At 41.8% G+C, this 15,305-nt stretch carries 13 protein-coding genes; all 13 read left to right on the forward strand.

What is annotated here, in order from left to right:
* Position 1: 1 nt before the first annotated feature.
* The gene (locus L4D78_RS18145; protein WP_428468242.1) at positions 2–1,336 is read left to right on the forward strand and encodes a MotA/TolQ/ExbB proton channel family protein; all 1,335 of its coding nucleotides are present in this window, start codon (positions 2–4) and stop codon (positions 1,334–1,336) included.
* Positions 1,336–1,899: a MotA/TolQ/ExbB proton channel family protein gene (locus L4D78_RS18150; protein ID WP_428468243.1), complete on the forward strand. Its 564-nt coding sequence runs from the start codon at positions 1,336–1,338 to the stop codon at positions 1,897–1,899. Before L4D78_RS18145 ends, L4D78_RS18150 begins: the two co-directional genes overlap by 1 nt.
* Positions 1,896–2,300 (forward strand): ExbD/TolR family protein, encoded by a 405-nt coding sequence (locus tag L4D78_RS18155; protein WP_428459373.1) that lies wholly within the window; start codon positions 1,896–1,898, stop codon positions 2,298–2,300. Before L4D78_RS18150 ends, L4D78_RS18155 begins: the two co-directional genes overlap by 4 nt.
* Positions 2,300–2,914 (forward strand): energy transducer TonB, encoded by a 615-nt coding sequence (locus tag L4D78_RS18160; protein ID WP_428459374.1) that lies wholly within the window; start codon positions 2,300–2,302, stop codon positions 2,912–2,914. Before L4D78_RS18155 ends, L4D78_RS18160 begins: the two co-directional genes overlap by 1 nt.
* Complete coding sequence (locus L4D78_RS18165) at positions 2,914–4,074, forward strand: tetratricopeptide repeat protein (RefSeq protein WP_428468253.1); 1,161 nt, start codon at positions 2,914–2,916, stop codon at positions 4,072–4,074. Before L4D78_RS18160 ends, L4D78_RS18165 begins: the two co-directional genes overlap by 1 nt.
* A 339-nt stretch (positions 4,075–4,413) precedes the next feature.
* Entirely contained in the window at positions 4,414–6,435 is a 2,022-nt protein-coding gene (gene fusA, locus L4D78_RS18170; RefSeq protein ID WP_428468244.1) for an elongation factor G, read from the forward strand.
* 344 nt (positions 6,436–6,779) lie between these two features.
* Complete coding sequence (locus tag L4D78_RS18175; protein WP_428468245.1) at positions 6,780–8,918, forward strand: metallophosphoesterase; 2,139 nt, start codon at positions 6,780–6,782, stop codon at positions 8,916–8,918.
* 396 nt (positions 8,919–9,314) lie between these two features.
* Positions 9,315–10,157, forward strand: coding sequence for a DUF3100 domain-containing protein (locus tag L4D78_RS18180; RefSeq protein ID WP_428468246.1), 843 nt, complete (start codon positions 9,315–9,317; stop codon positions 10,155–10,157).
* Positions 10,150–10,620: a hypothetical protein gene (locus L4D78_RS18185; protein ID WP_428468247.1), complete on the forward strand. Its 471-nt coding sequence runs from the start codon at positions 10,150–10,152 to the stop codon at positions 10,618–10,620. Before L4D78_RS18180 ends, L4D78_RS18185 begins: the two co-directional genes overlap by 8 nt.
* An 82-nt stretch (positions 10,621–10,702) precedes the next feature.
* The gene (locus L4D78_RS18190; RefSeq protein ID WP_428468248.1) at positions 10,703–11,863 is read left to right on the forward strand and encodes a M20 aminoacylase family protein; all 1,161 of its coding nucleotides are present in this window, start codon (positions 10,703–10,705) and stop codon (positions 11,861–11,863) included.
* A 17-nt stretch (positions 11,864–11,880) separates the two neighbouring features.
* Positions 11,881–12,786 carry a LysR family transcriptional regulator gene (locus L4D78_RS18195; RefSeq protein WP_428468249.1) on the forward strand — a complete coding sequence of 302 codons (906 nt, stop codon included), beginning with the start codon at positions 11,881–11,883 and terminating at the stop codon, positions 12,784–12,786.
* A 201-nt stretch (positions 12,787–12,987) separates the two neighbouring features.
* Positions 12,988–14,394 (forward strand): aminotransferase class V-fold PLP-dependent enzyme, encoded by a 1,407-nt coding sequence (locus L4D78_RS18200; RefSeq protein WP_428468250.1) that lies wholly within the window; start codon positions 12,988–12,990, stop codon positions 14,392–14,394.
* Between the two features lie 66 nt (positions 14,395–14,460).
* Positions 14,461–15,305, forward strand: an 845-nt coding sequence (locus tag L4D78_RS18205; RefSeq protein ID WP_428468251.1) for a transporter substrate-binding domain-containing protein, incomplete at its 3' end; no start/stop codon positions are given.

The raw sequence follows: 15,305 nt of genomic DNA on the forward strand, positions 1-15,305 counted from the left end.
CATGAAAATCAAAACGTTAGCAACGGTTCTGTGCCTTTTCTCTATGCCTTTCGTTGTTTCAGCAAATACGGCGTTGGTTGAAAAAACTCAGCAAGCACAACAAGTAGAACGAACTCATAATGCACAGCGTGAAAAAGGCTTTGCATTAACAGAGCAGGAAGTTCGTGCCCAGCGTAATGCCCTCATTAAGCAGCAAAAACAATTACAGCGTGAAACAGAGCAACTGAGTAACACATTCAGTAAAAACGAAACCAAGCTGGCTAAATTGGAAGAGCAGTTACGCCTTGAAACAGGTAGCTTAGGTGAGTTGTTTGGGGTTGTTCGTCAAGCAGCAAAAGACCTTGATGCTGAAATGGCTTTCTCGGTAACAGGTGTCGATCGCAATGAATATCGTGATGTCATCAGTACGATCGTTGAAGCGAGAACATTACCATCACTGCCACAATTGACCGGCTTATGGAAAGGGCTTGAAGACCAAATTTCTGCCAGTCGTGAAATGCGGACTGTTAGCGTACCGTTTATTAATGGTGAAGGTCACCAAGCAACTGTTGATGCCTACCGTTTGGGCAGCATTGGTTTGATTGGAACTCAAGGCTACTTGGCGTGGGACGGTGAGCGTGAAGCGGCAAAGGCTTATCTAAAGCAGCCTGAAAAAGGCCCTCTATTTACGAATCTTGATCAATTACAGCAAACGGGTTTACAAGCTGCTGTTGTTGACCCTTCGCGCGGGATCATGCTTGAACAACTGGCAAATTCGCCAACGCTTTCTGATCGTTTAGAACACGGTGGCGTCGTTGGTAAAATCATTCTTGGTTTACTTGCAGTTGGTTTAGCTATTTCACTATTCCGTGGCGCAAAATTAACCGTTATTCGTCAGCAAATACGCAAGCAATTAAAAGAGCCAACTAAACCGGGTAACAATCCATTAGGTCGTGTGCTTGGGGTATACAACAAAGAGCAGCAGCGCAGTGTTGAAGCACTTGAGTTACGTTTACTCGAAGCCATTGTTGATGAACAACAAGGCTTAGAGAAAGGTCTTTCTATGCTGAAACTATTAGCGGCACTTGCGCCAATGCTCGGTCTGCTTGGTACGGTTACAGGTATGATTGAAACCTTCCAAGTGATTACCCAGTTTGGTAATGGCGACCCAACAGTTATGGCTGGCGGTATCTCGATGGCGCTTATCACAACGGTGCTTGGTCTTGTTGCTGCGATGCCACTCTTGCTGGCCCACAATATTCTGAGTACGCAGGCTGATAACATTCGTAGCATCCTAGAGAAGCAGGGTATCAGTCTTGTTGCCGAACAAGCTGAAAAAGCAGGAATCCCAGCATAATGGAAAACAGTCTTTATGAAGTGCCTTTGATACATACATCGGTCTTCGAAGCCTGGTGGTATTCATTAGAACAGTTCATGAACCAAGGCGGCCAGATTTTATGGTGGTTGGCTGCCGTGGTGATTTTTTGTTGGGTATTAGTCATCGAACGTGTGTTGTATTTATTGATGACATACCCAAAACAAAAAAAAGAATGGTTAGCACAATGGCAGGTAAGGGAAGACCAAACTTCTTGGTACGCACATGCTTTGCGTGATGGCTGGTTAAGTCAGGCGCATATTGCATTGAATCAAAATTTGAATCTTATCAAAGTGCTGGTGGCCATATGTCCAATGTTGGGTCTACTGGGCACTGTAACAGGTATGATCTCGGTTTTTGATGTCATGGCGACCCAAGGGAGTAGCCAGCCAAAGCTAATGGCTTCAGGTATCTCGTTGGCAACATTACCAACAATGGCAGGAATGGTTGCAGCGCTGTCGGGCATGTTCGTTCATGCTCGACTATCAAAAGCATGCCACCTGCGTGAAATTAAGTTAGAAAAATTATTAAGGAGCCAGCGATGAGACTAAGCCGTCCATCTTCTGCCCGTGAAGAAGCCCAAGTAGACTTAACCTCTATGCTGGATATCGTTTTCATTATGTTGATTTTCTTCATTGTGACGAGTTCGTTTGTACGAGAGTCAGGTGTAGAAGTTAACCGTCCGCAAGCAAGTAATGTGGTTAGCCAAAAAGATGCGGGTATCTTTGTTGCGATTACTTCTGCTAACGACATCTATATTGATAAGCGTGTTGTTGATGTGGAGCGTGTGCAAGCCACACTTGAACACTTATTGCTTGAGCAACCAGAGGCGTCTTTGGTTATCCAAGCGGATGAGCATGCTTATAACGGCACTGTTGTGAAAGTAATGGACGCTGCAAAAGGAGCGGGTGTGAAGGGTATCGCGCTGGCTGCGGAGAGGCGCTAATGTTTCGGATTCTCATCGCGTTGCCAGCCGCGTTTGCGATGGCGCTCGGCTTATTTACTTTTATGGCATGGATGGTCGATAACGGCCATCAACGTGCACAAGAAGATAAGCAGCCATTGGCATTTGATATGGTTATGGTTGAACAAGAGCGTGAAGCTCAACGTCGTCAACGTACTGTACCAGAGAAGCCAGACACGCCAGAACCACCGCCAGAAGCTGTTCCTACGTCTAGCCAAGCTGTAACCAATACAGCCATGCCAACGATGCCAAGTTTGAATCTGGATACTGCGGTTTCAGGCCTAGCGATTAATGTACCGACGTTTTCTGATTTTGGTGCTAATCAGCAGGCAATGCCACTTTACCGTGTTGAGCCTCGTTATCCATCTCGTGCGATGAAGCAGGGGGCTGAGGGTTACGTTGTTATGTCGTTTACTATTGATACGCAAGGTAGGCCAACTGATATTAATGTGATAGAAGCACAGCCACGCCGATTGTTCGAACGTGAAGCGATGCGTGCATTGAAAAAATGGAAATATCAGCCGAAAGTTGTTGATGGCAAAGCTATTGCCCAGCTAGGTCAAACAGTCAGACTGGAGTTTAAATTACAAAAATGATGAAGAGATTCGCGTTTGTTATCGCTTTGGTTTTGGCCTCAGCACCAGTCTTAGCTGAACTTTCACAGTTTACTGCAGGTAGAGTGCAGCGTGCCAATACGTTACAACAAGAAGAAAAGCTTGATGAAGCCATCGCACTACTGAAAGATCTCGATCCTTCTCGTGCTTATGACCAAGCTTTTGTTCAACGTATGCTTGGGGTGTTCTATTGGCAGCAAGGTAATTTATCACCGGCGATTGATTACTTATCAAAAGCGGTGAAATCTGGTTTGTTGCAAGATGAGCAAGCATGGGTTACGCAGCGTATGCTGGCTGATATATTACTCTCTGATGAGAAGTTTAAACAGGCTTTGCCACATTACTATGCATTAACTAAGTCAATTCCTGATACTCAGAAAGCCGATGAGCTGTGGTTGCGTATAGCTCAAGCTCACTACCAAGTTGAAGAATGGCAGCCTGTGCTTAAAGCCATTGAACAGCATAAGCGTTTTGCATCGAAAGTTGATGTACAGCCACTAACAATTAAGCTGGGGGCGCAGCTACAACTTAAACAGTGGAAGGCTTCCATTCCAACGTTAGAAGCGCTTATTGCCTTAGAGCCTGAAAAAGTGGTTTGGTGGCAACAGCTCGCGGGTATTCAGCTTCGTCTCGGCCAGTCAAAAAATACGTTGGGTACACTGGCAATGGCTAAGCGTCAGGGTGTTGAACTCAGCCAACAAGATTTGAAAACGCTAGGGCAGTTGTATGCACAAAATGGTGTACCTGAACGTGCAGCACGTTTGTATGCTGAACTTGATAATGCTGAAACTGATAAAGAATTAGTTTCGACACAGGCACAGTACTGGCAAATGGCGAAAGAGTGGGAAAAGGCAATTGGACTGTGGCAGTTAGCTGCCAAGCTTGATAGCCAGTATCGCTGGCCTTTAGCGCAATTATTGTTGCAGGAAGGGCATTACGAGGCGGCACTTGCTCAGTTAAATAAAGTGTCAGATAGGAAGCGTGAAGTAGAGGTAGAGCTAGCGAAGGTTCGTGCTTATTATAAGCTGACAGACTTCGAACAAGCGATCATCCATGCAAAACGAGCGGATAATATTAAGTCATCATCTGCGTCTCAAAGTTGGATCAAGTACTTAAGCCAAATGCGTAAGATGAATAGCTAAGAACGCCTACCCATCTATTAAGGCCGCAGTTGTGATAACACCCTGAATCTTTGGGGCGATATTTATCACAGTTACGGCTTTTTTTATTCACAAGGGTGCTCCAATTTCCTTTGATATGAAACTACTCACAGTAATTTAATGGGTATAGGTACACTATCATTTAGGTCTATTATTCATACATTATCAATACATTTACCATAAACGGTAATGTGCCTGATACAGTATTGGAACAGTATGCCTATGAAAGTCCCCATAAGAAAAATGACGTGGAAGACGATGTGGCGGTTAATCCGCCCTCAATCAGCAACTCCCTCGTCATAATTCTAAAAGGGGACTCTTATGTCTGTGAATGAAATTCGTAATGTTGCATTAGTAGGTCAAAGTGGTGTCGGCAAAACATCACTGGTAGAACGCCTGCTGTTCGACTCCCAATCTTCAACTCACCTCGGAAATATCAAAGCAGGTGATACCATCACCGATTTCGACACTCAATCTATTCAATATCAACATAGCATCGAGGCAACGCCAGTCTCTGTTACTTGGCAATTACATCGGATGAATATCATTGATACTCCGGGCTTGCCTGAATTACTCGGACGTACGTTAAGTATCTACCCAGCAGTGGAGACAACAGCCTTAGTGTTTGATGCTAACACGCCATTGAATCAACTCTCTGACCGTTTATATAGTTTTGCAAAGCAGCAGAAAAAGTGTCAGATGATAATTGTAAATAAGGTTGATCTTAATCCCGATAAGCTTCTGGCTTTATTACAAGAGATTCGTTTGCATTTTGGTGAAGAGTGCTTACCTATTAATTTACCAACAGCTGATGCTCGAGGTATTGTTGATTGTTTCTTTGAACCGGAATATGAGCAAGTAACGTTATTTGATTCAGTTGAGTCCGCCCATGAAAAGTTGATAGATCAGGTTATTGAAGTTGATGAAGACTTGATGGAGTTATACCTTGAGCAAGGCTCGGAGCTTAATCCTGCCCAGCTGCATGATCCGTTTGAAGAAGCACTCCGTACTGGTCACGTGATCCCTATTTGTTTTGTATCAGCAGAAACAGGCGTTGGGGTTCCATTATTACTCCGAACGATGGCGGAGCTCATGCCTATGCCTGATGAAGGCAATCCGCCGATGTTAGAAAAGAATGGCAAACGAATACGAGTGGATTGTGAGCAACTCGATCACATTGTTGCTCATGTATTTAAAGTCAGCGTTGATCCATATTTAGGCAAATTGGCATACCTACGTGTTTTTCAAGGCGAGATTAACGCAGGCTCGCAATTGTACATAGGTGAAAGCAACAAGGCGTTTAAAGTTGGACATTTATATCAATTACAGGGTAAAAAACGGACTGAAATTGGACGAGCTCGGGCAGGGGATTTTTGCGTGCTGGCGAAAGTCGATGACTTAGCTTTTGATTCTGTTGTTCATGACTCGCACGACGAAGACGGCGTGCATATGAGAACGCTTGATTTTCCCGAGCCGATGTATAGTTTGGCGATTCATCCAATAAAACGTGGTGATGAGCAGAAATTATCTGAGGTTCTGGGTAAAATTGTCGCTGAAGACCCATCACTTCGACTAGAGCATCGATCTCGTACCAATGAAACGGTATTGAGTGGGCAGGGCGAATTCCATCTGAAAGTCGCGTTAGAAAAAATGGCGGCGATCTATAAGATTAACGTTGATACAGAACAACCCGGAATTGAATACTTCGAGACAATTACTCAAGCCGCTGAAGGCCGATATCGTCATAAAAAGCAAAGCGGTGGTGCGGGTCAATTTGGCGAAGTTCAGTTAAGAGTGAAGCCGCTTGAGCGTGGTTCTGGCTTCACTTTTGTGAATAAAGTAGTGGGTGGGGCAATACCAACGTCATTGATCCCAGCGGTTGAGAAGGGTATACGGCAGGCCCTGAATGAAGGCGCAATATCTGGCAACCCAATCAAAGACATTGAAGTGACGGTTTATGATGGGAAGTTTCATTCAGTTGACTCAAAAGAGATCGCTTTTGTTATTGCGGGTAAAAAAGCATTTCTTGATGCGGTAAACAATGCGAACCCAATTGTACTTGAGCCGATTGTAGAATTAACGCTGCAAATACCAACGCCAGCAGTTGGTGATGTTACCGGGGATTTGGCAGGTAATCGTGGTGTAATTCTTGGTACACAATCTGAAGCGAATAACTTTACGGTTATTGAAGCACGAGTGCCTCAGAATGAATTAGTTGATTACGCTCAGCGGCTACGTGCAATAACCGGTGGCGAGGGAAGTTTCAACTTACAAATGAGCCATTATGAGCCGGCACCAAGTACGGTTCAAAAGAAAGTTTGTAAAGAAGCTGATGTGCACTAATTACCAATTATGTCACTTTTCTAATAACGCCCCAATATCAGGGGCGTTTTCACATAGATTTGCGTCCTAAAGCTTTATTTCCCAAGACTGCTATGAATTCACTATATTGGTTTTGTCTGTACTGATAGTTTTCCCCACTAATATGCTCATCACTTATTAGGGTTATATGTTTATTGTTTTGCATTTTTCCTGTGAATGTAAATTTCTGGATTTTCATTAAGACTATGAATTAACTTATCAATTACTATTGTTGGTAATATTTTTGTCATGAAATTATACCTAATTTGTCATTTATAAAGTCTAACCTTCCAGCCGATTTTTGAAGTTTAATCAGGAACATATAAATGAAAAAATGGACTCTGTCGGCATTATCTTTGCTGACAGCAGCAACATTAGTTGGCTGTAATTCAAGCTCGTCAGATGAAGATGATAAAGGTGGATTGGAAACCTCAATTCAAGTTGCTTTTATGCCAGACATTCACTTCCATGACATCTATGGTGATTTCCAAGATGACTCTTTTGATGGCTTACCAAACAGTCAAAGCGGTGAAGGAGCAACTATTCGCACCATGGCGTCGCAAATGGGATCAACCCGTTTATTTAACGAGAACTATTTTGCGTTACTGGCGGCATTGGATGATATTGTTGACCGTGGTATTAAATATGTTGCGTTGCCTGGTGACTTCAGTGATGACGGCCAGCCTATTCATATGCGCGGCTTGGTAAAGATTTTTGATACGTATCATGAAAAGTATGGCCTAGAGTTTTTTGCCGCGCCGGGTAACCACGATCCAAACCGTCCGTTTATTCAGCCTGCAGGTAAAAGTGACTACCTTGGTGACGGTGGCAAGATGCAGCCAATTTATAGCCTTGAGCATGGTAATTGCCTAAATGCTTCAGCTGCAAGTGACGGCTCTCATCCTGTTATCTGTAGCGATGAAGTGGTGCACTGGGGCTATGAAGATATTATGAATATCTTAGGAACTCACGGTTTCAACCCGCAAGAGAAGTATCATTATTTCGAAACACCGTATAGCAGTGATGAAGCCCGTAATAATTACTCGTTTGATCTTGCCATGGAAGAAGCAAGCTACGAAAACCGCATGTATGAAATTTGTCATGAAGGCACTGGTGATGAATATAAACAAGACGGTTTTACCAGTTGTTCAGAGGTACCAGATTCAAGTTATCTAGTGGAACCTGTTGAAGGCTTATGGCTATTAGCGATTGATGCAAATATCTATCAGCCGAAGGCAAACTCAGTAGGTGGCGTGGCTAACCCAGATGATTACGAAGGTTCAGGTAATGCTGGCTATAATATGATGCTAACCCATAAAGCGCATGTAATCGACTGGATTCGTGATGTCGTTAAAGCTGCAAAAGAGCAGAATAAAACCTTGGTATCATTCAGTCACTTTCCAATGACTGAGTTCTATAATGGCGCGTCTGAAGATATTGAAGATTTGTTCGGTGAAGGTAATTTTCAGCTTGGACGTAAACCTGACGAAGAAACCAGTAAAGCGTTAGCGGCAACCGGTTTAAGTGTTCATGTTGGTGGCCATATGCACTTTAATGATACAGGCATGAAGTCTTACAACATTAATGGTGAGCAACATACACTGTTTAATATTCAGGCTCCATCTTTAGCGGGGTATATCCCAGCCTATAAAGTACTTAATATCAGGCCAGATAACCAAATTGAAGTGGAGACAGTTATCATTGAGAACGTACCACGTTTCAATGAGTTATTTGAGCATTACCAAGTCGAGCATGAATACCTAACCGCTCAGGCTGGTGATGACGAAAATGCCAAATCGGAAATTTGGAATGGTGATATTCTAAAATCCGAAACTTATTATGAGCTAACTGACTGGCACATTAAAGAGCTGACTCGCTTACGTTTTTTACCCGGCGACTGGCCTGTTGAAATGCGTAAGATGATCATGAATATGGACGGTGAGCAGATGTTGATCATGTCACAGATTGAAACTGACTTTACTGTTTGTCAGCTTGCAGAAGCTTTGGAGCTACCTTTAACAGGCTGTGCAGCATTACAGACTAGCGATTTAGCACAGTTCTTAGCCGATTGGCGTAATGCTCGTATTCAAGCAGAGGGCATTGCTGCAGAAAATAGCCTGACATTGGCTGATTTCCGAAGTTGGACCGGTGAAGAGTTGGCTGTTGATTTTTACCGCTTACGTAATGCAGACGAATTGGCTTTCCGAGATATCGACTCAGCAGTATTACCACAGTATAAAGTGTTAAGCGAAGAGCTCGCTGAATTTGATGGCACAATAGATTCAGAAATTGGTGACCTAGGCCAATATACCGTTGGTGATGTATTTAAGTCACGATTTGGCAGTCTGTTCGTTATTCTGGATAAGTTTGCTACAGGCCAAGCGAGCGACCATTTCTTGATAGATACAGAGAATCAAACATTGACGGATCTTAAAGGCACCGCAAACCGAGAAGCGATGCAATAACCGTTAAGAATGTTTAATAAGCCATGTTACGAGTATGCACCTTGTTTGAATTATTGGGGGCGCTTATGTGACATGGCTTTTTTTGTCATAGTCGCAATCCATCTAAAACAATCAATTATGACGCTGTTATGTTTTATTGTGGTCTGTTTGACTGTCTTTTTTTGTAACCGTGGTTTATTAACCTTTATTTGTGTTGTTTGTTAGTGATGGTTACTCGTCTTTATCTTTGTTTATAATTTAACCTTGTAAGATATAAGTATTTAATGATTAAGGCATTATCGTCATTGTTGCTTTTTTTAGAACGCAGCTTATTAATAATAGCATTGGTTGTTAAATCTACTGCGTGGTTCAATGGTCAGTAGAAGGTGTTTTTTACATGACAAGGGAAGTCAGTACATGGATAGCATTAAAGCTCAACTGTTAAACTTTAAGCTCCATTTTATCGTCATTGCTTTATCTATTATCGCAGAGATGATTGGGGTTATTAAAATTCCAATAGGGTCCAGCAGTATTGTGCTGCTTCCACTCTTTTATTCATTTATATTAGGATTGCTTATTAATCCTAATATTGTAAAGAAAGCCAAATCAATAATCTCTGTCGATCAAGCTGAAAAAGCCTCGCCGATTATTTTAATTGCAGTAATGCCATTTCTTGCCAAATTCGGCACATTAATCGGCCCCTCTTTAGATAAAATTTTAAGCGTCGGTCCTGCGATGATATTCCAAGAATTAGGCAACTTGGGAACGATCTTAATTGCAATGCCGGTAGCGATATTGTTGCTTAAGATGGGACGAGAGTCTGTTGGTGCTTGTTTCTCGATTGCTAGAGAGCCCAATATCGCGCTGATTTCTGATAAGTACGGATTAAAGAATCCAGAAGGGATCGGTGTAATGGGTGTGTACGTTATGGGTACTATGTTTGGCACACTTTATTTTGCAATTCTTGCCTCAGTTTTAGCCAACTTAGGTCTGTTCGATGTTAAAGCCCTCGCGATGGCTTGTGGGGTTGGGAGTGGCAGTATGACTGCGGCGTGCTCTGCATCATTATCAGAAATGTACCCAAGCTTGAAAGATGAGATTCTAGCACTAGCTGGCGCGAGTAACTTGTTAACGAATGCGACAGGCTTGTTCATTGGGTTGTTTGTTGCATTACCGTTGACTGAAAAACTATATAAAGTGCTGACAAAGAAAAAAGGTGAGCAGGTAGAAGCTGAATTAGGGAGTGATTCAAATGTCTGAGGTAATCGAAAAACGCCACGTAAATAGCGGCATTAATTTAATCGAATTTGCACTGGTTTTATTCTTTGTTTCTATCATAGCACTGATTTCAAACTGGGCTGGGGCAGGGGTTGCACCGACAGAAGCGCTGTTAGGGATGTTTATCATCTACACAATGGTGCTTGTTAGTTTAGTGTTGGCAAAATATATGCCATTTTATCTACCATCGGTTGCTTGGATTTCAATTGTTAGCGTGGGACTAACATTACCGATTTTTCCTGCAGCTGATTGGATTGTGACAAATCTTCAGTCGATTAACTTCTTAAGTCTTGTTACCCCCGTTTTAGCTTATTCAGGCTTGGCGATTAGCAAGCTAGAGATAGACACGTTTAAGAAGTCAGGCTTTAAGATCGTGCTTATTTCTATTCTAGTATTTACCGGTACGTTTATTGGTTCAGCCTTCGTTGCCAACATTCTACTTTAGGTTTGATTACATCTATGGCGACCCCTTATTAAAAAGGGGTCAGCTCATAATAATAACATCATAACAATTTGAGATAAGTGATATGAAAGAGAATGAACTACTATGTCAAGAGTTCGAGCAGCAGATGATAGAGTGGCGACGTGATATTCATGCCCACCCTGAAATTGCCTATGAAGAATTCAGAACATCAGAATTTGTCGCGACAAAGCTAAAAGCACTTGGTCTTGAAGTAACATGTGGTATAGGAAAAACAGGCGTTGTTGCAACGCTACAGGGTAACAAAGGCAGTGGTGATGCTATCGCACTTCGTGCTGATATGGATGCATTGTTGATGCAAGAACTTAATGAGTTTAGCCATTGCTCTGTGCATCAAGGCAAAATGCATGCTTGCGGTCACGATGGTCACACAACGATGCTACTTGGTGCAGCTCACGTATTGGCAAAGAACCCTGATTTTGCTGGCACGGTTCATTTTATTTTTCAGCCGGCTGAAGAGAATGAAGCGGGTGCAAAAGCCATGATTGAAGATGGCTTGTTTGAAAAGTTCCCTGTAAAAGCAGTTTATGGACTTCATAATTGGCCAAACTTACCTGCTGGTGAGGCAGCGGTACATGATAGTGCTGTAATGGCAGCTTTTGATACTTTTGACATTGTTATTAAAGGTAAAGGTGGGCACGGAGCGATGCCACACTTAGCGGCAGACCCAGTTCAAGCGGCAAGTTTAGTTGTAACAGCTTTGCAAAGTATCGTCAGCCGTAATATTGACCCGCAGCAGTCTGGTGTTATTAGTGTTACGCAAATTCATGGCGGTGATGCTTATAACGTTATTCCTGAAGATGTTTCATTAAAAGGAACAACGCGTTCATTCTGCCCAGATGTTCGTGATTTGATTGAGAGTCGTATGCAGCAGCTTGTTGAGGCCGTTGTTGAAAGCCAGGGTTGTAGCGTTGAATTTAATTATACTCGCCGCTATCCAGCAACGATCAATACCAAGAATGAAGCGCGTGAGTGTCTGAGTACGTTAGAGCTATTGCCAGGGATCAGCAAAGTACACCTTAATCCACCTGCAAGTATGGGCGGTGAAGACTTTGCCTTTATGTTGGAGCAAAATCCTGGTTGTTATATTTGGCTTGGAACCGGTGGTGATTATGGTTTACATAACCCGCACTACGACTTTAATGACAATATGCTAAAAATAGGTGCTAATTATTGGGTGAATCTGGTACAACGATTACTTGCTTAAATTGTTGTAGCAGAGTTATGGATAATCGCGCATTAAAGTATTTTGAAGCTGTTGCTAATGCAGGAAGTATACGTGGAGCCTCTGAACAGCTTCACGTTGCTCCATCAGCAATTAGTCGAAAAATCGTACAATTAGAATCAGAGCTTGAAGTACAGCTGATCACTCGATTGGGTAGAGGGATCAGCTTAACGGAAGCTGGTAAAGAACTAACACGATATATAAAAGAGCTCCACCATAAAGAGAACGAATTCTTATCGTATCTTACTGATATGCAGGAATTGAAAACCGGTACTTTGCGTTTAGTGACGGGAGGCGGTTTTATTGATGATTTAATTTTACACTCGGTAACGCGCTTTTCAAAAAAGTATCCAGGTGTAAAGTTGAAGCTAGATGTTTGCGGTGGAGACGACGTGATCAGAAAGGTTCGTCAAGAGGAGGCTGACATTGGTTTGGTCTTAAATTGCCCTTCTACTCCACAGATTGATATTCTCCACAGTGAAAAATTTCAACCGCTATCACTTATTATTAACCCTTATAGTGAGCTAAACCATTTAGATAAATGCTCAATTGAGACGTTAAAGTCAATTCCACTCGCTCTACTTCATAATTCATTTAGTATCAGACAGATAGTTCGCCAATTTGAACTTGCTCATAGCTTTCAGTTGAGTCCGGTTCTAGAATGTAACTCCTTTCAAGCACTAAAGATTTTTGCCCTATCCGGAACAGGAGGCACATTGCTACCTGAAGTATGTGTTGAGAGAGAAATCAAAAATGGCAGCTTGAAAGCCATTCCAATTGAATCTATGCCTTTCGTTGATACTTCGGTTGATCTAATCATGCGTAATGGTCATGAAAAAACGGTTTGCATTCAAAAAATGGCAAATGAAATTATTAGTGGAATGTCCGTTTTTTTACCTYGTTAAACCTCTATTATCCATTTGATTGTTGAATATATAGCCATAATTTCAACGTCACTTTTCAATCGATCACATTCATTTTAACTATTTACTCAATAAGCGTGATGCTGCTGACAAATACTGATTAGCAGCGTTGTAACATTTGGTATTGTTTATTAGCATTTATTTACATACTTCATCTAAGTATCCATACAGGGAATGATTGGAATGGGAAATAAATTAGATAAAGCTGAAAGCCAAAACCGCCGACTATTTATGAAGAAGTCAGCGACTTTTGCAATTGCAGGACTAAGTAGCTCACTAATCGCAAATAGTGCAAATGCATCTGATCTTGAAAATGATGGGGTGGCTTTTTTAAAGCACGACAGAAAAGATGAAAAATTTTGGAAAAAAATAAAAAAGCAGTTTCTTCTCGATAGAAGAACAACGTATATGAACATTGGCACCACAGGTTCAATGCCAAAGCATGTGTTGGCCGAATATACCGAAAATAATAAAACAGTTGCAAAATATCCATGGGATATGGATGAAAAGTTTGGTTCATGGCCGTATGTTTCTGAAATGGTGACTGGCATTGCACCAGGTTTCGGTGCTGAGGCATATGAGCTTATCTTAAGTCGTAACACTACGGATGGTATGTGCTCCATCATTAACGGCTTACATTTCGAAGAAGGGGATGTGATCTTAACTACTCATCATGAACACGTTGCTGGAACTTCACCGTTGAATGTGGTTAAGCAACGCTTTGGTGTAAAAGTGGTTGAAGTGCAGCTTCCGGTGTTTACTGGGACTGAATCAGTTACGGAAGAAGAATATGTTAACGTATTCAGAGAAGCGTTGAATGCATACAGCAATGTTCGTTTGATGATGTTTTCCCATATTACCTATAAAACGGGTACCAAATTACCAGCCAAGCAATTATGTGAATTAGCAAAAGAGTATGCCGTACCCACTCTTATTGATGGCGCCCATACTATTGGCATGCTCGATTTAGATTTTCATGATTTAGATTGTGACTTTTATGCAGGGTCGGGGCATAAGTGGCAATGTGGTCCTGGCGCAACCGGAATTTTGTATGTAAGGGATAATGCAAGTCGATTAGATCAATATTGGGCCGACCGTGATAATTCACTGTGGTTAATTAACTCTTCTCTGTCGCATGCTGATTATTTAGGTAAACAGCTGCAGATGCAATATATCGGCAACGATAATTATCCTGCAAAGCAGGCTTTGGCCGATAGTTGTAAAATGTGGGATGACATCGGCCGCGATAGAATTGAAGAACGCGTCTTATACCTTGGTTCATTATGCAAATCGTTATTAACTAACGCTTTACCAAATGCTTATATTTTCTCCCCGAATGTAGATAGCTTATCAAGTGGTTTAACGACATTTAACCCCTTTGACCTTGATGAAGGTGAGAGGCTGACAGAGTTCAGAGATAGATTGAGAAATGAGTACGGCTTTATCATTCGTACAACAAGCTTTAAATTGTATGCTGAGGATAGTGCAGATTCACATGCCTTACGAATTTCGACTCATCTATTCCATGATGAAAAAGATGTAGAAGGTTTAGTCGAAGCCATTCAACATTTATTTGAAGCAATGTCATAGTTCTTATAGCACCTAACAGTGTTAGGTGCTTTATTCGGCTAGATATAGATCAAGAGTACTTAAATGATAAAAACAAAAATGCTCAAATCGTTAACACATTCATTGTTTATTGCAGGAAGTCTGTTATATAGCCAAAATATATTGGCATATGATCTACCAGAAATAAAAGAAAGCGGTGTTATAAGGCATATTGGAGTACCTTATGCGAATTTTGTCTCTTATATTAAAAGAGGTGACTTTGAGTCGCTAAGTGGATTAGATGTTGAACTAATAAAGGGCTTTGCCAAGCATATCGGTGTGGAGTATCAATACGTACCTGCCGAATGGCATGATGTGATCGGCAAGCTTATTGGACAAGATGTACTTTACAGTAATAATAAATTTTCTTGGGGAGATAAGAGGACTGTAGAAGGAGATATTATTGCTAATGGTGCAACAATTCTTGAGTGGCGCACTGAGCTCGCTGATTTTTCTGATGACTATTTTATATCAGGAGTATGGTTAGTTGCACGGTCAGATTCAGATCTATCACCCATTGAACCAGCTGAATCAATTGATGCTGACATCAGTAGCGTTAAACGTATGATTAAGGGAAAAGATGTTCTGGCACTAGAATTCTCATGCTTAGACCCAAACTTATACAACCTTTATGAAACGGGGGCTAACGTTATACTGCCTGAGCCAGATCGTAAATTGAATGAAATGGTACCTGCGATTTTAAAAAATGATGCTGAAACAACACTCTTAGATGTTGCTGATGCTTTGATTGCGCTTGAAAAGTGGCCGGGTGAAATAAAGGTAATCGGTCCAATATCACACGAACAAAAAATGGGGGCTGCATTTAGAAAGGGTTCTCCACTGCTACGGCAGGCCTTTAATGAATATCTAGATGGAATAAGAAAGGATGGTAG

Source organism: Photobacterium minamisatsumaniensis (assembly GCF_050336695.1).
GTDB lineage: Bacteria > Pseudomonadota > Gammaproteobacteria > Enterobacterales > Vibrionaceae > Photobacterium > Photobacterium minamisatsumaniensis.